Source organism: Paramaledivibacter caminithermalis DSM 15212 (assembly GCF_900142245.1).
Taxonomy (GTDB): domain Bacteria; phylum Bacillota; class Clostridia; order Peptostreptococcales; family Caminicellaceae; genus Paramaledivibacter; species Paramaledivibacter caminithermalis.
Genome location: NZ_FRAG01000001.1, coordinates 92,207 through 110,647, shown reverse-complemented (window position 1 = coordinate 110,647; position 18,441 = coordinate 92,207). Strand labels below are relative to the sequence as shown.

Genomic DNA, 18,441 nt, shown 5'->3' with positions numbered 1-18,441 from the left:
TACTGTAAAAAGCAAGTCTAAAAACTTGACTCATACTAAAATCTAGCAGCTGGCAGCTGGCTAAAAAATTATTGATTTTTAAATTTGAAAACTAACTATTATGGAGGGATAAAAAAATGATTTCAGCAGGAGATTTTAGAAAAGGAATAACATTTGAGATTAATGGACAGCCATATGTAGTACTTGATTTTCAACATGTTAAACCAGGTAAAGGGGCTGCGTTTGTTAGAACTAAATATAAAAATATAGTAACAGGTTCTATTAGAGAAGAAGCTTTCAATCCAAATGATAAATTTCCTAGAGCGCATATTGAGACTAAAGAAATGCAATATTTGTATAATGATGGAGAACTTTATTATTTTATGGATAATGAAACCTATGAACAAATACCTCTTACAGAAGATCAAGTAGAAGATGCAATAAAGTATATTAAAGAAAATGATAACGCCACCTTGAAATTTTATAAAGGTAAATGCTTTCAGGTTGCTCCACCCAACTTTGTTGAGCTAGTTGTATCTGAAACTGAACCTGGTGTAAAGGGTGATACAGCTACTAACGTCACAAAACGTGCCGTGCTTGAAACTGGAGCTGAAGTTCAAGTGCCTTTATTTGTTAATGAAGGAGACAAAATTAAAATAGATACTAGAACAGGAGAGTATTTATCAAGGGCATAAAGGTAATAATATAAAATGAAGCTTAGAATGTACAAGTGTTTATTTATTGTTAAGTTTTTTTAGAAATGACTTTAAATAAAAATTAATTTTAAGGAGGTTTACTATGAGCTATTTAAATGAAAGGGTTTCATATCTTAAAGGATTAGCAGAAGGAATGGAATTAGATACAAATACTAAAGAGGGTAAACTATTAAAAAATATTATTGATGTTCTTGAAGACTTTGCTGATTCAATAGATGAATTAGATGATGGATTAGCAGAAGTTAATGATTATGTAGAAGCAATAGATGAAGATTTAACTGATATAGAAGATGATTTTTATGATGAATTTGATGATGAAGAGTTTATTGATTTTGACGAAATAAAATGCCCAGTTTGCGGAGAAATAATCTACTTAGATGAAGATTTATTAGATGAAAATGATGAAGGTGAAATAAAAATAGATTGTCCAGAATGCAATGAAACCATACATATAACTAATGATGATGAATGTGATTGCTGTAACCATTAAAATTTGAATTTAAACCCGATACAATTCGTATCGGGTTTTTGTTTTTTTTGAAAAAAAAACAAGCATAAATTCTTAATAAGAAAATATTATTTATAAAAAGGAGGGACATGTAGTGGAAAAACTAAAGAATAAGAATGTGAATTTAAAACTAAGCAACATAGGAGAAAACTTAGAAATAAATTATAGAGAAATATTTGAAATTTTACCTAGAAAGCTGAGAAACATTTTAGGTAATTTGCAGTATAGTTTTTTAAAAGATGTCGAAGAAATCAGATTGAGGGTCAATAAACCATTGCTCATAAATTGCCATGGAGAAGATTATTTTTTATCAGAGAATGGATGGCCTACAAAAATGATACATAAAATAATTATGGTAAATAAAGATGATATAATGACTTGTTTTAGGCTCGTAACCGATTATTCTGCCTATGCCCTTGAGGAAGAGATAAAAAATGGCTTTATAACCATAAAAGGAGGACATAGGGTGGGAATATGTGGTAAAGCCATTATTGAAAATAGAAAAGTTAGAACTATTAAAGATATATCGGCATTAAATATACGTATATCCAAAGAAAAAATAGGATGCAGTGAGAAGGTTATAAATTATATAATAAATGGTCCAGATTCAGTATTTAACACCCTTATAGTTTCGCCTCCTGGCTGTGGAAAAACAACAATATTAAGGGATATTATAAGACTTATTAGTAGCGGTATTAGGAGATACAATTTTAAGGGTATTAGTGTTTCTATAGTCGATGAAAGATCAGAAATAGCAGGATGCTATAATGGTATTCCTCAAAAGGATATTGGAATCAAAACCGATGTTCTTGATGGTTGTCCAAAGGCCGAAGGTATGATTATGCTTATTAGATCCATGTCTCCAAGGGTAATAGCAACCGATGAAATAGGTAGGGATGAGGATATATATGCATTAAAGGAGGCCATGAATGCAGGAGTAAAGTTCATTACAACCGTTCATGGAGATAGTATTGAAGATATAAAGAGAAAAAATATATCGATTTTAATTGAAAATAAAATATTTGAAAGAGTAATAATATTGACAAACAGACCAAGGGTTGGAACAGTTAAAGAGGTTATTGATCTAAAAACAAATAGTATTCTAAATGAAATACCCATAGATGAGAGGAGGGAAGGACATGGTACTTAAGCTTACTGTCGGGACAGTTTTACTATTCTCATCTTGGGCAATAGGATACCTAATATCTCTAAAATATGGACTAAGGGTTAGGCAGATAGAATATTTTATAAGTGCCCTTAATAGCTTGGAAAATGATATAGTATACTATTCTAATCCCCTTCCAGTAGCTATGAAAAGAATTGCTGATAGAAGTCATAAAAGTATAGCTTGGGTTTTTGAAGAAACATGGGAGAAGCTAAATAATAGAGAGGGGAATGGCATAGATGAAGCTTGGAAGCAGGTTATAAACAATAATATTGATTTATTATTCCTTACAGGGGAAGATATAGAGATAATAGTTGATTTTGCTAAGGAGCTTGGCTTAGGAAATAAGGAAACTCAACGAAAACATTTTGAATATACAAAAATACTTTTAATTCAACAGAAAGGTAAAGCCATAAAAGAAAAAGAGAAGAATGGAAAAATATTTAATAAACTAGGAGCTTTACTAGGCTTGGCAATAGTAATAATTTTAATTTAATTAGGAGGGTTAATATGGCAATAGATATAAGCTTGATTTTTAAGATTGCTGCCATTGGAATTTTAGTATCGATACTTAATCTGGTGCTTAAACATTCTGGAAGAGATGAAATGGCAATGATGACTACAATAGCTGGGCTAATAATTGTTCTTTTGATGATAGTAAAGCTGATAAACAACTTATTTACAACAGTACGAGCTATGTTTGAAATATATTGATAAAAGGTGTGATTTGATGGAGATATTCAAAATTGTTGCTCTTGGAATCACAGCTACAATACTTGCAGTGATAGTAAAGCAATACAAACCTGAATACGGAGTTCATATAAGTATCGCTGCTGGAGTAGTAATCTTTTTGCTTATGATAAGCAAGCTTGCTTCTATATTAGAGGTTATCCATGAGCTTACAAATAAACTGGATATAGAAGTAATATATTTAAAATCAATTTTCAAAATTATAGGTATAGCATACATTACTGAGTTTGGTGCTCAGGTTTGCAGGGACACTGGTGAGTCATCAATAGCATCAAAAATAGAGTTTGCTGGAAAGATTATTATAATGACTTTGGCATTACCAATATTACTGTCGGTTTTAAATTTAATAATTAAATTGATACATTAGGATGTGAGCAAATGAAGAAAAAAATAATTATTGTACTAATGTTATTTATTGCACTTACTAATATAGTTTACTGTAAGGAAGGCGATAAGAAAACGCTAGGACTTACGGAAAATTTAATAATGGAGCAGCTTGATTCCATAGACTTAAGCGAAATAGAAGAACTGATTAATAGTATGAATGATGATAATTCAATGAATATGACAAAAATTAATATTAAGACATATATAATGAAGGCTATAAAAGGAGAATTGAATTTATCCTTCAAAGGCATTTTAATAGGATTCATTAAGAAACTTTTTAAAGAAATAATTGTAAATTCAAAATTGCTATCTCAATTAATTATTATATCAGTATTATGTAGTCTACTAAACAATTTAACTAATTCTTTTGGAAATAATTCCACTAACGAAATAGCATTTTATGCCTGTTATCTAGTAATTGCTGGTTTGTTGGTAAAAGCCTTCACAGTTGCTATGAATGTTGGTCAGCAGGCTATAGATAATATGGTGAGCTTCATGCAATCTTTAATGCCCATATTACTTAGCTTATTAATGGCAGCAGGAAGTATAACCTCATCGGCTATTTTTAAACCAATTATGGTGGGAACAATTGGCATTACAAGTACTATTATGAGGGATATTATATTACCATTAATATTTTTATCTGCAATACTTGCCATAGTAAATAACTTACCAACAAAAATTCATGTATCGAAGTTGGCTTCGTTAATTAAGCAGGGAAGTATAACCTTAATAGGATTAATGCTTACTATTTTCTTTGGTGTTGTTACTATAGAGGGAGTTTTGACATCTAGTACCGATGGAGTTACCTTAAGAACAGCAAAATTTGCGGTTGACAGCTTTATTCCTATAGTTGGAGGCTTTATGTCTGACGCTGTAGATACGGTGCTTGGATGCTCATTATTAATAAAAAATGCTGTGGGAGTAGTAGGATTGATAATAATATTGACTATAGTAACATTTCCGATATTGAAGATATTATCACTTATCATAATTTATAAAATTACCGCTGTATTAATAGAGCCAATAAGTGATACAAAGATAGTGAATTGTATCAATGATATGAGTAATGCCCTTGTAGTAGTATTTGCTACAGTTATATCTGTTGCAATCATGTTTTTTATAGCTATAACGGCTGTAGTTGGAGCAGGAAATATTACGGCTATGATAAGGTAGGTGTCTTAATGATAGAAGATATAAAGCTTTGGATTAAAAATATTGTGATGGTAATAATACTAGTAAGCTTTTTAGATATATTAATACCCGATGGTAAAATAAAAAAATATTTGAATCTAATTTTGGGGTTTATAGTTATGATAATAATTTTAAGTCCCATAATAGATTTTTTAAACAGTAATGAAAATTTAGAAAATGAAGTCTTTAAGATATCAAGTAAACTGGATAAAAAAGAGTATTCCTTCATTAATTCTAATATAGAAAACAAACAAGTAGAGCAGTTGTCTTCATTGTATAAGAATAGAATTAAAGAGGATATAGTTTATAGAGTAGAAAGCAAATATGATGTTAAAGTTACTAAAGTAAATATTGAATTGGAGAATAGTAAAGATGGAAAATTTGGGGAAATAAAAAGCCTAGAATTATCGTTAGCGGACAGAAATACAAAACTAAATGAAAATGCAATTCCCATTGTAAAAATTGATGTTATAAATAATGAACAAAATACTGGTACTAATAATAATAGTAATGAGGATAATAATATTGATACAGACTTAAGAAAAAAAATAAAGGAAGATATATCTAATATTTACAACTTAAATGAAATTAAAGTGGTAGTGAATTATTGAGAGTAAGGTCAAGATTGAGGTTGAGATTAAGACTGAGATTTAGTGTTTGGGTCAAGCCTTCTAGCTATTATGAGAGGGTTGATGCTATAAAGCTTGGTTGCGAGGGGGATGGAGTATGAAATTTTTAAATAAGTTAAAGGATATATTAGATAATGCCAATAGAAAAAAGATTATAAATAATCTATTAGTAGTTGTTATAATTTGCATAATTATCTTGATTTCTTTAAGTACATTCTTTCCTAAGGAATATTCTGAAATTATGGATAATGACAATATTGATGAAATTGATGAAGCATCTAAGGATACTAAAATACTAGAAACTGCATATAGTGATAATATGGAGAGTCGATTAGAAGCAATACTAAATCAAATTGAAGGTGTTGGAGAAGTAGAGGTCATGATTACATATGAAACAACTGCTGAGGTTGTGCCTGCATCAAATACTACTAAGTCTGAACAAACCACTCAAGAAACTGATAATCAAGGTGGAAAAAGGGTTACAAAGCAAGAAAATATTACAGAAAATATTGTTACTGTAAGTGATAAGGATTACAGGAATTCTCCAATTGTAATAAAAGAGATTAAGCCAATAATTAGAGGAGTAATAGTGGTAGCACAGGGAGCAGATAACCCTGAGATTAGGAATAATCTTTTGGAGGCAGTTACGACCATATTTCAAATAAAGAGTCATAAGGTTAAAATCTATAATCAAAATTAAAATAGGGGGATAAAACATGTTTAATTTTAAATTTGAGAAAAGAAAGCTAATAATATTGTCCTTAGTTTTTGTATTGATATCAATCAGTTATTTGAACTATATGCTTAATAATCAATCTTCATTAGAAACCTCATCTAAGTTTAAAGAATATGAGGAAAATAAGATGGCTGAGATGAATGATGAAGATTCTTTAAAGGATAGCATAACCCATGAAGGCCCTTCAGATGGTGAAACGGCAACATCATCAATAATAACGATAGAAGATGGTAATAATATTGTTGATAGTACAAATAATGATTTAGAGGATATTATAGCTGTATCAAATTCAAATATTGAGAATTCCTTGGTAAGTAATGACATGAGGGACTTTAATTATTTTTTACAAGCTAAAATTGATATGGAAGTTGAAAGAGAAAAAACTATAGAGAGATTCGATGAAATAATCGATAATGATAAAGTTAGTGAAGAATTAAGAAAAAATGCTGTGAATAAAAAATTAAAGATGATTGACATTATGAATAAAGAAAAAATCGTTGAAAGCTTAATTAAAAGCAAAGGCTTTGAAGAAGCTGTTGTATTTATAACTGATGAAAATGTATATGTTACAGTACAAAGTCAAAAACTGATTCAATCTGATATAGCTAAGATATTGGATATAGTTACTAGAGAAACGAAATATTCACTAGATAATATAACAATACAAAATAAATAAATATAAAAAATACCTATATAGCTAATTGTAAACAAAATAACATTTTGATATAATAATCAATATATAGATATTCCAGTAAAACAGTTAATTTATGCACATCAAAAATCCTTAAAAACTCTGGATATTTTGATATTTATAAATTAAGGTTTACTATGGGAAATCCATATAATAGAGGAAATTGGAGGTAAAATTATGGAGAATAATTCTCAAATAGATAATATGCAGTATGGTCAGATAAAGATATCGGATGATGTTGTTGCGACTATTGCAGGATTAGCAGCAGGAGAGGTTGAAGGGATTTGTTCAATGAGTGGAGGATTAGCAGGAAATATTACTGATTTCTTTGGTAAAAAGAATCTCTCAAAGGGAGTAAAGGTTGATGTTGGAGAAGAAGAAGCTGCTGTAGATTTATTTGTAGTAGTAGATTATGGTGTTAAGATTCCTGATGTTGCGTGGAAGGTACAGGAAAATGTAAAAAATGCTATAGAAACTATGACAGGGCTTAAGGTGATTGAAGTCAATGTGCATGTTCAAGGAGTTTATATACCTAAAAAGGAAAAGGAAAAAGAAGTGGTTGATGAAGAATAAATTAATGTCAAAGCTTACAAACTAACTCTCTTGCAATAGAGAGTTAGTTTGTTTTATGTATCTTATGATAATATTAGTAAAAAATAAATAAGAATACATAGTTAGAAGACACAAGAATATATTTGATAATTTGACAGATTGAATATGATAACGTAAGGAGGATAAAAATGAGTAGAAGAATGGCTAGAGAAACTGTAATGCAGGTATATTATCAAATGGAGATTCATAAAGAATACACCTCAGATGTAGCTAGAAAATATATTGAAGGAGTAGTTGATAATAAAAATGATAGAAAATATATAGATAATATGATTGATATATTTATTAAAAATAAAGATTTGATAGATAAAAACATCAATGACAATTTAAAGGGATGGAATATGGAAAGAATATCAATGATAGATTTATCGATACTTAGAATAGGATTGTGTGAAATATTGTTTAGACATGATATACCTATGAAGGTATCTATAAATGAAGCTATTGAGCTTGGAAAAAAATATGGAACCGATGATTCGGCTGCTTTCATCAGTGGACTTTTAGGAGAGGTTGTCAGCAAGGAAGAGTACCATGAATAAATATGTTTTAGGTATTGATACAAGTTGTTATACTACCTCAATAGCTATAGTCGACGAAAAGAAAGGTCTTTTGATGGATGAAAGAAGGATATTAGATGTTAAGAAGGGATACAAAGGATTAAGGCAGTCCGATGCTGTTTTTCATCATATGAAGAATTTTCCATTATTATATAAAAAGATATCTGATGAAATCGATACAAAAAAAATTATTAAGGTTTGCTGCAGCAATAGTCCTAGAAATTTGGAAAATTCATATATGCCTGTTTTTTTGGCGGGGGTATCCTTTGGTAAAACCATAGCATCTACTCTAAAAACAGAATATGAAGAATATAGTCATCAGGAAGGTCATATAGAAGCTGCTAAATGGTCTTGTGGGTTTATGGATGATGATTTTATAGCATTACATATTTCTGGAGGCACAACCGAGGTCCTAAAAGTACAAAGGAAAGATAATAGATATGATTGTCAAATAATTGGTGGCACAAAGGATATAAGTGCAGGACAGCTTATTGATAGAATAGGAGTTATGATGGGATTAAAATTCCCATCAGGTAAAGAGCTGGATGAGATGTCTCAGGCTGGAGTATATGAGAGTATAAAAATCCCCGTTAGTACAAGTGGGACCTATATAAATTTTTCTGGAGCGGAAACCTTTACAAAAAAGTTAGTAGAAGAAGGTAGAGGAAACAAAAGTGATATTGCCCTTGGATTATTTGACTGTATCCACAGGTCTTTATATGAAGTAATCAGTAAAGCAGTAGATGTACATAGAATTAATAAAATTTTAATAGCAGGTGGAGTTGCATCAAATAGGTTTTTGAGAGATAATTTATATAGAAAGCTAAACCAAAAAGGTATAGAAATTCATTTTGGAAAGGCTAAATTCTGTACAGATAATGCAGTAGGTACTGCGCTACTTGGATTAAAGAAATAGCAGTTTAATAAACTTCAGATATAAGATTTTTGTATTTATGTATAGATATTCCAGTAAAACAATTAATTTATACATATAAAAAATCCTTAAAAGCTCTAGATATTTTGGTATGTATAAATTAAGTTTTACTATTGGAAATCTATATAATAGTAGAAAATATTTTGGAGGCATTTTAAAACTAATGGGAATAAAAACTTTAACAGTATCAGAATTGAATAGTTATTTAAAAAGAATATTAATGTATGATCCTATATTGAATAATATTATGATAAAGGGAGAAATATCAAATTTCAAGCTTCATAATAGTGGACATTGTTACTTTTCTTTAAAGGATGCAAATAGTAAGCTAAGATGTGTAATGTTTTCTAATGATTTTAGAAAGCTTAAATTTATGCCTGAAGATGGTATGAATGTAATTGCAAAGGGGTATATTTCCATATATGAAAGAAATGGAGAATATCAATTATATGTTAGCAGCTTAGAGCAGGTAGGTTTAGGTAAACTATATTTAGAATTTGAAAAATTAAAGGAGATATTATACAAAAAAGGATATTTTGATGAAAATAAAAAAAAGCCGATTCCATTTTTCCCTAGGAAAATTGCAGTGGTAACGTCACCTACAGGTGCTGCTGTCAGAGATGTCATTTCAGTCGTAACTAGAAGAAATAACCTTGTTGATATTCTTGTTTATCCAGTTTTAGTACAGGGTGAAAAAGCTCCTTTAAAAATATCAGAAGCAATAGAGGAGCTTAATAATTTAGATTATGTTGATTTGATTATCCTAACAAGGGGTGGTGGCTCTATAGAAGAACTTTGGGCATTTAATGAAGAAATTGTTGCAGAAAGTATATTTCACTCTAGGATACCTATAATTTCTGCTATAGGACATGAAACTGACTTTACTATATCGGATTTTGTATCGGATTTAAGGGCTCCTACTCCTTCTGCTGCTGGTGAAATAGCTGTTCCCTCCTTAAACGAAGTAAGAAATGCTGTCGATTATTCTTATAATAACCTTAAAAATAACATGGTAAATAGACTTTCCAATTTAACGGATAACCTTAATAGCTATAATGAAGATAGAATTAAAAGACATTTGTTTTATAAAATCAAAGAAGAACAGCAGACGCTAGATCATATGTATACAAGCATTAAAAGTAACATAAAGATAGAATATACTGTTTTAAAGGAAATTCTTACTTCATTGGGAGATAATCTAAATAATTTGAGTCCTCTATCAACAATTGAAAGAGGGTACAGTATACTTATGGATGAGAATAAGACTAAAACCATTTCTAATATTGACGACGTTCATATTGGAGACAATGTCAATATAATGGTAAAAAATGGTACTTTAAGATGTATAGTTAATGACAAAATGAAAGGGGAAAGTATTTTTGATAAATAGTAAGAATAATAAAGAAAGTTTTGAAGGGAATCTAAATAGATTAAAGGAAGTAGTAAAGCTACTTGAAGAAGGCAATCTGTCCCTTGAAGAATCTTTAATATATTTTGAAGAAGGTATAAGACTGTATAGGCTTTGCAATAATGTATTAAATGATGCACAGCAGAAGATTTCCTTATTACTTAAAGATAATGATTGTATTATAGAAAAGCCCTTTGATATTGGTGAGGAGGAGTAAAATGGACTTTAAGGTACAGCTTTTACAAAGGAAAAGTAAAATAGATAAGGTTATAGGAGAAGTTTTTAAAGATAAAAATGGGCTTCAAAAAACTGTAATTGAAGCAATGGAGTATAGCATTAAAGCTGGAGGAAAGAGATTAAGACCTGTGCTTTTATTGGAGGTTTGCAATATTCTTGATGGAGATATAGATTATGCTATGCCCTTTGCTTTGGCGATGGAGATGATACATACATATTCACTAATACATGATGATCTTCCTGCAATGGATAATGATGATTATAGAAGAGGTAAACTTACTAATCATAAGGTGTATGGTGAAGGCATCGCTATTTTAGCAGGTGATGGTCTTTTGAATCTAGCATTTGAAACAATGCTCGATAGTATAAATAATGATCCTAAGCTTTGTAATAGAGGGATAAAGGCTATGCAAATAATTTCCAAAGCATCGGGTATTAATGGAATGATTGGTGGGCAGGTGGTAGATTTGGAATGGGAAGGGAAAAAGATCGATATAGAGACCCTAGATTTTATACATAAACATAAAACTTCAGCGTTAATAGAAGCTTCTATAAATGCTGGAGCAATACTTGGTGGGGCAGAGGAAAATCAGTATCTAGAATTACAAAATTATGGCAGGTGTATTGGACTTGCATTTCAAATAGTCGATGATATACTTGATGAGATTGGTGATGAAGAAAAGCTTGGCAAAAAAGTAGGAAGTGATAAAAGCAATGAAAAATCCACATATCCATCTTTATATGGTATTGAAAAATCAAAAGAAATAGTTTCAGGATTAATTGAGAACAGCCTTAAATCTTTGGAAATATTTAAAGAAAAGGCTGAGTTTTTAAGGAGTCTGGCAAAGTATTTAGAAGTTAGAGATCATTAGAAAAGGGTGGGATTGAGTGACATTTTTTAATGAAATCCTAAAAAATCAAATATTAAATGTATCCTTTACTTCCTGGTTTATTGCCCAGGCACTAAAGGTAGTTATTACACTTTTGACTAAGAAAAAAATAGACTTATATAGATTTGTTGGTTCTGGTGGTATGCCTAGTTCCCATTCATCTATAGTGATGGGTTTATCCACTTCAGTAGGACTAAAGGCTGGTTGGACTTCGACTTCTTATGCGATTTCTTTAGTATTTGCTTTAATAGTAATGTATGATGCAGCAGGAGTTAGAAGGGCCGTTGGGAAGCAAGCCATAATACTAAATAAAATTTTAGAGGATAAGCATAAAAGCAAACATATTCAGGAAAAAAGACTAAAGGAATTGGTGGGGCATACCCCTGTAGAGGTCTTTGCAGGAGCAATTTTAGGTATTTTAGTTGCTAATTTAATGATTTAATAAAAGCCATTGGTTGTCCAAATAATGCAATTGAAAAATATGAAATTTTATGTTATAATGTCCTTTGCACTTGAGTGGTGCAGTATTCTAGTCAGAGCTGCTAATTCTGAAGGCGGGGCTAAAAATCCGTCAAAGGGCACATCGATGAAGTTCCTGGTATTGGCTTTCGACGCCCAGTCGGGGGCTTATGCTGGGAGTAAGGATTTGGGGGCGATCCACAATGGCATGTGGGCGTTGACCCTCTATCCGTGGAGACCTAAATTATATTAATAATTTAGGATTAACCTGCAATGTGGTAGTTCGTCTGCTACGTGCAGTGTAGCCTGCCTTGAGTGGGATAGGTGGATGGATACGTAAGGGTGTCTGTTTTATGGGACCATAAAATAGATACATTTGTATTCTAAACCTATGCTGCAAAAGAGGCTAGGGATTAGCGTGCCTGTTGAGGAAAACTCCTAGACTGTTCCAATATGGAGATATATTGAGGATTATAGTGCAGACTCAGTGGTAATCTAGTTTTATATATGGCGACAATATAAATATGGGTTTAAAGGGAAACCGCTGATCCGGCGACGGAACAGTACTCATATGGGAAATCCTACTGGACCTAAGCTGCAAAGTTTACTTAATATATTACCCTCAAGTAAAGAGTAATAATCAGGTTTTAGTTTTGGCTATTTAGAAATTCCTATAGATATTCAAGAGGACAATTTATCTTAAGCTTTTTTCTTGAACATCAAAAGCTTTGAAGTTGTATATCTTTATAACTGATGGCATTAGCTATCAGTTTTTTTGAATATAGTACTAATGGAAAAAATTACAAATTACATAAAAAATTAATTAGATCGAATGTAAAAAAAAGGTGTGTTCAAAATTGGATAAGAAAAAAAAAGAAAAGGAAAAAAATAAGAAAAAAAATGTTGGCAAAGGCTATAATATAAAATGGGTAATTAATATTACAATAATTACTTTTATCCTAGCGGTTTTTATGAGCTCTGCTTCTGAGGCTTTACTTAGAAATACATCTATAGCTATGGCATTTATAATCTTAATTATAATTGTTTTTTTAGGAATAATATCGGATTTAATAGGTATTGCAGTTGCTGCAGCAGATGAAAAACCTTTTCATGCCATGGCATCAAAAAAAATTGATGGAGCTAAATTTGGCATTAAATTAATAAAAAATGCAGGTCCAGTATCCAACTTTTGCAATGATGTTATAGGAGATATAGCTGGGATAATAAGTGGGGCGGCAGGAGCTATAATTTTAGTGCAAATAAGCAGGATTTATAATGGTATAAATACAGCTTATTATAGTTTCATTTTGAGTGGAGTTGTTGCAGCTATTACAGTAGGAGGGAAAGCCTTGGGAAAAGAGATAGCACTAAAAAACTCTAAGGATATAGTGTTTAAGGTTGCTAAAATACTTTATTGGATAAAGGTTAATTTAAAGATAGATTTATTACCCGAAAATAAGAAAAAAAAATAAAGGAACCAAGAAAAAAGAGGCTATTATTTTGGGATTTCGGAAAAATTGAGATGGTAAATTAAACTAAGAGAAAGTGAGATGAAGAGGTTTGTATAGAATCATAACTAAGGTTAATTCACCAGAAGATTTAAGAGAATTAAGCTATGAAGATCTTAGAAGGCTTAGTAAAGAAATAAGGAATTTCTTATTGGAATCAGTATCTAAAACTGGTGGACACTTAGCTTCCAATTTAGGAATTGTTGAACTTACTCTTGCTCTCCATAGAGTCTTTAACAGTCCTAATGACAAAATTATTTGGGATGTTGGTCATCAAGCTTATGTACATAAAATCATTACTGGAAGAAAGGATAAATTTCATACACTTAGGCAGTTTAAGGGACTTAGTGGATTTCCAAAATGCAAGGAAAGCGTTCATGATTGCTTTGAGACGGGACATAGTAGCACCTCAATTTCAGCTGGGTTAGGTATGGCGTTGGCAAGGGATTTAAAGGGTGAAAAATATTCTGTTTTGTCTATTATTGGTGATGGAGCTTTGACTGGAGGAATGGCCTTCGAGGCTTTAAATCATGCAGGACATTCAGAAACCGATTTTATTGTAATATTAAATGATAATGAAATGTCAATATCTGAAAATGTGGGAGGATTATCAAAATATCTAAATAGGTTAAGAACTGACCCCACATACTTTAAAATGAAGGATGATGTAGAGCAAATATTAAGTAAGATTCCTGCCATAGGAAAATCTGTGGTAAAAACTGCTCAAAAAGCAAAGGAAACTATAAAATATTTCTTTGTTCCAGGAGTATTATTCGAAGAACTTGGATTCACATATATTGGACCTGTGAATGGACATGATATAAAAGAGCTAACTGATGTTTTTAAAAGGGCTAAAAAAATGAAGGGACCTATTTTAATCCATACTATAACTAAGAAGGGAAAAGGTTATAGATTTGCTGAAAGATATCCAGACAAATTCCATGGTATCGGACCCTTTGCTCTTGAAACAGGGAAAAAAATTGAAAAGACAGAAGGGCAGACCTATTCTAACATTTTTGGCGATACTTTATTAGAGTTGGCTGAAGAAAATTCAGACATTGTTGCCATTACTGCTGCTATGCCATCTGGTACTGGACTAAGTAAGTTTGCTGAAAAATATCCCGAAAGGTTTTTTGATGTAGGAATAGCTGAGCAGCATGGAGTAACCTTTGCAGCAGGATTAGCTTCAAATGGATTACGACCTGTATTTGCTGTTTATTCAACATTTTTACAAAGAGGATATGATCAAGTATTACATGATGTTTGTCTTCAAAATCTACCTGTAGTTTTATGTATTGATAGAGCTGGGATAGTTGGACATGATGGTGAGACTCATCACGGAGTTTTTGATTTATCCTTTCTTAGCAATATTCCAAACATAAAGATAGCTGTACCAAAGGATGGCAAAGAACTCAGATCAATGATGAAATATGCTTTTTCACAGAAAAGTCCTATTGCAATAAGATATCCTAGAGGAATAAGTAAAGACCTTACAACAGAAAATAATATAGATGATATATATGATGAAAGGGCTGAAGTAATTAGTATTGGTAAGGATGCTTGTATTATTGCTGTAGGCAAAATGGTAGCAAGAGCCATAGAAGTGTCAAAGTTATTAAAGAAGGATGGTATAGAAACTACAGTTATTAATGCTAGATTTGTTAAACCCCTTGATAAAGATACTATATTATCTAGTATAAAAGATATCAATAATATATTTACAATGGAGGATAATGTAAAAATAGGTGGATTTGGTAGCCAGATTTTAAATATGCTAAGTAGTAATGAAATAGGAAGTAAAAATGTAAAAGTTTTTGCTTTTCCAGATAAATTTATTGAACATGGGGAAACAGAAACTCTTTTTAAAAATTACAATTTAGATACTGAAGGTATATATAAACAAATAATTAGTTATTTAAAATAGTAGCAATAATAAGGAGAATTATATGAAAAAAAAGGTAAGAATTGATACATTACTAGTGGAGAGAAATTATTTTGAGTCTCGTGAGAAAGCAAAGAAGTCTCTTATGTCAGGAATTGTTTATGTAAACAATTTACTTGTTGACAAGCCAGGGATGAAGGTAGATAGTGATGCTGATATTGAGATAAAAGGCAAAGCATTACCTTATGTTAGTAGAGGTGGATTAAAACTAGAGAAGGCAATAAAAAAATATAATATTGATTTAAAGGGAAAAATATGTATGGATGTTGGTGCATCAACTGGAGGCTTTACCGATTGTATGCTTCAAAATGGAGCAAAGAAAGTATATTCTATAGATGTTGGATATGGACAGCTTGATTGGAAATTACGTCAAGATGATAGAGTAATATCTATGGAAAGAACTAATATACGATATGTAAAGCCCGAAGATATAGAGGATAAAATAGATTTTGCATCAATAGATGTTTCGTTTATTTCTTTGAAAATTGTCCTACCTGTTGTAAAGAGCTTGGTAAAGGAAAATGGCAAGATAGTATTTCTAATAAAACCACAATTTGAAGCTGGAAGAAGCAAGGTTGGCAAAAATGGTGTTGTTAGAGATAAAGGTGTGCACAGAGAAGTTATTGAAGATATACTGAACTTTGCTATAGAAATAGGTTTAACAGTCAATGAACTAACCTTCTCTCCTATTAAAGGACCAAAGGGTAATAGAGAATTTCTTGCATATGTTTCAAATATCCCCTCTGTAGAAGCATTGGATGTGGGAAATATTGTCTACGAAGTTGTAGAAAAAGCTCACAATGATCTAAACTAGATATTTCATTCAAATTATGGCATAAAAATAAAATAAAAAAAGGAAAATGTAAAAATATGTAGTATAATAATATATATAAAAAGGTTTTCCTATAAAAATTATTTTTTGGGAGGTTTATATGAAATATTCAAGACATGCAAAAATTCTCGAAATAATTGAGAATCATGAAATTGAAACGCAAGAGGAGTTAGCTGAATATTTAAAAAAGAATGGTTTTAATGTTACACAAGCAACTGTTTCTAGAGATATTAAAGAACTTAGATTAATTAAAGTGTTAACGAAAAATGGGAAATATAAGTATGCTGCTATAAAACAACAAGATAATGTTGTATCAGACCGTTTAATTAAGATATTTAGAGATTCAGTCTTAGGTATTGATCATTCTGGAAATATTATTGTATTAAAGACTTTAAGTGGTGCTGCCAACGCTGCGGCTGAAGCTATTGATGTCTTGGATTTAAAAGGAGTAACAGGAACAATGGCTGGAGATAATACTATATTCGTACTAGTTAGTGAAGATATTGATAAAAAAGAGATAATTGATGAATTTAAGAAATTGATGAAATAGAGAATGGAGGATGTATATGCTCCTTGAACTCAATATTGAAAATTTTGTATTGATTGAAAATGTTAATATAAATTTCACTGAAGGGTTTAATGTATTATCAGGCGAGACTGGAGCTGGAAAATCTATTATAATAGATGCAATAAGTTTGGCATTGGGCGGAAAATCTAGTAAAAATTACATAAGAACAGGAAAAAAGAAGGCTGTAATACAAATTGTTTTTGCCTTTGAAAATGAAGCTTTAAAAAAATTGCTCGATGAATATGGAATCGATTGTGAGGATAATATTATTATTTTAAACAGAGAAATTTTTGGGACTGGCAAAAGCATTTCTAGAATAAATGGACGAATAGTACAATTAGCCTTTGCTAAAAAAGTGGCAAAAATGCTTATAGATATTCATGGTCAACATGAACACCAATCCCTTTTATATTCAGAAAATCATTTACATATGTTAGACTTATTTGGAAATGAAATATTATTTGATGATTTAAATAAAGTAAAAAAAATATATAAAGAAATAAAAGATATAGAAGACAAATTACAATCTATTGATTTTAATGATAAAGAAAGAGAAAGAAGAATAGATTTAATAAAGTTTCAAATTGAAGAGATCGATTCTTGTAATCTTAAAATTGAAGAAGATAATACTTTAGCAAAGCAATTTAATTTACTTAAAAATGCAGAAAAAATTTATTCAATCATTCATGAGAGCCATGATAAAATTTCAGCAGGCTTACAGGATAATCAGTCAATATTAGGAACATTATCTAACATTCTGAGCGACTTTGAAAAAATATCTAATCTTGACGATAGTATAATGAGTTTAAATAACGAGCTTCAAGATATATTTTATAGATTACAAGATATTGCAACAGATATGAGAATTTACGGTGAAAATATTACTTATGATCCAGAGACTCTATTTGATGTTGAAAAAAGACTAGATACTATTAATAATTTAAAAAGAAAATATGGAAATACTATTGAAGAAATATTAGAGTATAGAGATAAATTATATAAAGAACTTGTTGAATTAGAAGATAGCGCAAATAGGATAAAGACCTTAAACGAAGATATAAAAGCGTGTAAGGAAGAGTTTTTGAAAGTAAGCAATACATTAAGTAGGAAAAGAAAAAAAATAGCTAAAGAGTTTGAAGATAAAATGGTTCGAGAGTTAAATGATTTAAATTTTAGAAACGCAAATTTTAAAGTAAATATAACTCAAAATATTGGTAAAGATAAAAATTTGATTTTTTCGAAATATGGTATAGATAAAGTTGAGTTTTTGATTTCAACTAATCCTGGTGAACCATTGAAACAACTGTCAAAAGTAGCCTCTGGTGGTGAGATATCCAGAATTATGCTGGCTATGAAGGTTATTTTGGCTAAAATAGACAATATATCAACATTAATATTTGATGAAATAGATACAGGAATAAGTGGAAAGACTGCTAATGTTGTTGGAGAAAAAATTGCACTTATATCGAAAAATCATCAAACAATTTGTATTACACACTTGCCTCAAATCGCTGTAATGGCTGATAATCATTTGTTTATAGAAAAAGTAGTTTCAGACAATGAAACCAAAACATTTATAAAGAGACTCAATGCAAAGGATAGAATAAATGAGATAAGCAGATTGATTGGTGGTAATAAAATAACTGATTTGACTATAAAAAATGCAAGAGAAATGCTAAATATGGCCGATAGTGTTAAAAAAAGCCTCATTTCGTAAATATAAAAAATAAATTCGGCCT

At 30.6% G+C, this 18,441-nt stretch carries 23 protein-coding genes; all 23 read left to right on the top strand.

Annotated elements, in window-relative coordinates; translation table 11 throughout:
• Positions 1 to 116: 116 nt before the first annotated feature.
• A complete protein-coding gene (gene efp / locus BUB36_RS00540; protein ID WP_073146382.1) occupies positions 117 to 674 on the top strand; it encodes an elongation factor P in 558 nt (185 codons plus the stop codon).
• Positions 675 to 777: 103 nt separating this feature from the next.
• The gene (locus tag BUB36_RS00535; RefSeq protein ID WP_073146380.1) at positions 778 to 1,185 is read left to right on the top strand and encodes a CD1247 N-terminal domain-containing protein; all 408 of its coding nucleotides are present in this window, start codon (positions 778 to 780) and stop codon (positions 1,183 to 1,185) included.
• 112 nt (positions 1,186 to 1,297) lie between these two features.
• A complete protein-coding gene (spoIIIAA, locus tag BUB36_RS00530; protein WP_084111538.1) occupies positions 1,298 to 2,353 on the top strand; it encodes a stage III sporulation protein AA in 1,056 nt (351 codons plus the stop codon).
• Entirely contained in the window at positions 2,343 to 2,864 is a 522-nt protein-coding gene (locus BUB36_RS00525; RefSeq protein WP_073146378.1) for a stage III sporulation protein AB, read from the top strand. The genes spoIIIAA and BUB36_RS00525 overlap by 11 nt, the downstream gene beginning before the upstream one ends.
• Positions 2,865 to 2,878: 14 nt before the next feature.
• A complete protein-coding gene (spoIIIAC, locus tag BUB36_RS00520; RefSeq protein ID WP_330390349.1) occupies positions 2,879 to 3,082 on the top strand; it encodes a stage III sporulation protein AC in 204 nt (67 codons plus the stop codon).
• 16 nt (positions 3,083 to 3,098) lie between these two features.
• Positions 3,099 to 3,485 carry a stage III sporulation protein AD gene (spoIIIAD, locus tag BUB36_RS00515; RefSeq protein ID WP_073146376.1) on the top strand — a complete coding sequence of 129 codons (387 nt, stop codon included), beginning with the start codon at positions 3,099 to 3,101 and terminating at the stop codon, positions 3,483 to 3,485.
• An 11-nt stretch (positions 3,486 to 3,496) separates the two neighbouring features.
• On the top strand, positions 3,497 to 4,681 hold the full coding sequence (gene spoIIIAE, locus BUB36_RS00510) for a stage III sporulation protein AE (protein WP_073146375.1): 1,185 nt from the start codon (positions 3,497 to 3,499) through the stop codon (positions 4,679 to 4,681).
• Positions 4,682 to 4,689: 8 nt separating this feature from the next.
• Positions 4,690 to 5,310: a stage III sporulation protein AF gene (gene spoIIIAF / locus BUB36_RS00505; protein ID WP_073146373.1), complete on the top strand. Its 621-nt coding sequence runs from the start codon at positions 4,690 to 4,692 to the stop codon at positions 5,308 to 5,310.
• 115 nt (positions 5,311 to 5,425) lie between these two features.
• Positions 5,426 to 6,028 (top strand): stage III sporulation protein AG, encoded by a 603-nt coding sequence (spoIIIAG, locus tag BUB36_RS00500; RefSeq protein ID WP_073146371.1) that lies wholly within the window; start codon positions 5,426 to 5,428, stop codon positions 6,026 to 6,028.
• Positions 6,029 to 6,044: 16 nt separating this feature from the next.
• Positions 6,045 to 6,740 carry a SpoIIIAH-like family protein gene (locus BUB36_RS00495; RefSeq protein WP_073146369.1) on the top strand — a complete coding sequence of 232 codons (696 nt, stop codon included), beginning with the start codon at positions 6,045 to 6,047 and terminating at the stop codon, positions 6,738 to 6,740.
• A gap of 192 nt (positions 6,741 to 6,932) precedes the next feature.
• Positions 6,933 to 7,328, top strand: a complete 396-nt coding sequence (locus tag BUB36_RS00490; RefSeq protein ID WP_106406453.1) for an Asp23/Gls24 family envelope stress response protein — start codon at positions 6,933 to 6,935, stop codon at positions 7,326 to 7,328.
• Between the two features lie 167 nt (positions 7,329 to 7,495).
• Positions 7,496 to 7,906 (top strand): transcription antitermination factor NusB, encoded by a 411-nt coding sequence (nusB, locus tag BUB36_RS00485; RefSeq protein WP_073146365.1) that lies wholly within the window; start codon positions 7,496 to 7,498, stop codon positions 7,904 to 7,906.
• Positions 7,899 to 8,840 carry a Kae1-like domain-containing protein gene (locus tag BUB36_RS00480; protein WP_073146363.1) on the top strand — a complete coding sequence of 314 codons (942 nt, stop codon included), beginning with the start codon at positions 7,899 to 7,901 and terminating at the stop codon, positions 8,838 to 8,840. Before nusB ends, BUB36_RS00480 begins: the two co-directional genes overlap by 8 nt.
• A 181-nt stretch (positions 8,841 to 9,021) precedes the next feature.
• Positions 9,022 to 10,248 carry an exodeoxyribonuclease VII large subunit gene (gene xseA / locus BUB36_RS00475; RefSeq protein ID WP_073146361.1) on the top strand — a complete coding sequence of 409 codons (1,227 nt, stop codon included), beginning with the start codon at positions 9,022 to 9,024 and terminating at the stop codon, positions 10,246 to 10,248.
• Positions 10,238 to 10,483, top strand: coding sequence for an exodeoxyribonuclease VII small subunit (locus tag BUB36_RS00470; protein WP_084111534.1), 246 nt, complete (start codon positions 10,238 to 10,240; stop codon positions 10,481 to 10,483). Before xseA ends, BUB36_RS00470 begins: the two co-directional genes overlap by 11 nt.
• A gap of 1 nt (position 10,484) precedes the next feature.
• Positions 10,485 to 11,375, top strand: coding sequence for a polyprenyl synthetase family protein (locus BUB36_RS00465; protein WP_073146359.1), 891 nt, complete (start codon positions 10,485 to 10,487; stop codon positions 11,373 to 11,375).
• A 16-nt stretch (positions 11,376 to 11,391) separates the two neighbouring features.
• Positions 11,392 to 11,835, top strand: a complete 444-nt coding sequence (locus tag BUB36_RS00460; RefSeq protein WP_073146357.1) for a divergent PAP2 family protein — start codon at positions 11,392 to 11,394, stop codon at positions 11,833 to 11,835.
• Positions 11,836 to 11,865: 30 nt separating this feature from the next.
• A complete protein-coding gene (locus BUB36_RS00455) occupies positions 11,866 to 12,105 on the top strand; it encodes a hypothetical protein (RefSeq protein WP_242655690.1) in 240 nt (79 codons plus the stop codon).
• A 604-nt stretch (positions 12,106 to 12,709) separates the two neighbouring features.
• On the top strand, positions 12,710 to 13,324 hold the full coding sequence (locus tag BUB36_RS00450) for a hypothetical protein (RefSeq protein ID WP_073146355.1): 615 nt from the start codon (positions 12,710 to 12,712) through the stop codon (positions 13,322 to 13,324).
• A gap of 88 nt (positions 13,325 to 13,412) precedes the next feature.
• Positions 13,413 to 15,284 (top strand): 1-deoxy-D-xylulose-5-phosphate synthase, encoded by a 1,872-nt coding sequence (gene dxs / locus BUB36_RS00445; RefSeq protein WP_207550729.1) that lies wholly within the window; start codon positions 13,413 to 13,415, stop codon positions 15,282 to 15,284.
• 22 nt (positions 15,285 to 15,306) lie between these two features.
• Complete coding sequence (locus BUB36_RS00440; RefSeq protein ID WP_073146353.1) at positions 15,307 to 16,116, top strand: TlyA family RNA methyltransferase; 810 nt, start codon at positions 15,307 to 15,309, stop codon at positions 16,114 to 16,116.
• A gap of 118 nt (positions 16,117 to 16,234) precedes the next feature.
• Entirely contained in the window at positions 16,235 to 16,684 is a 450-nt protein-coding gene (locus BUB36_RS00435) for an arginine repressor (RefSeq protein WP_073146352.1), read from the top strand.
• A gap of 16 nt (positions 16,685 to 16,700) precedes the next feature.
• Positions 16,701 to 18,419 carry a DNA repair protein RecN gene (gene recN / locus BUB36_RS00430; RefSeq protein ID WP_073146350.1) on the top strand — a complete coding sequence of 573 codons (1,719 nt, stop codon included), beginning with the start codon at positions 16,701 to 16,703 and terminating at the stop codon, positions 18,417 to 18,419.
• Positions 18,420 to 18,441: the final 22 nt, after the last annotated feature.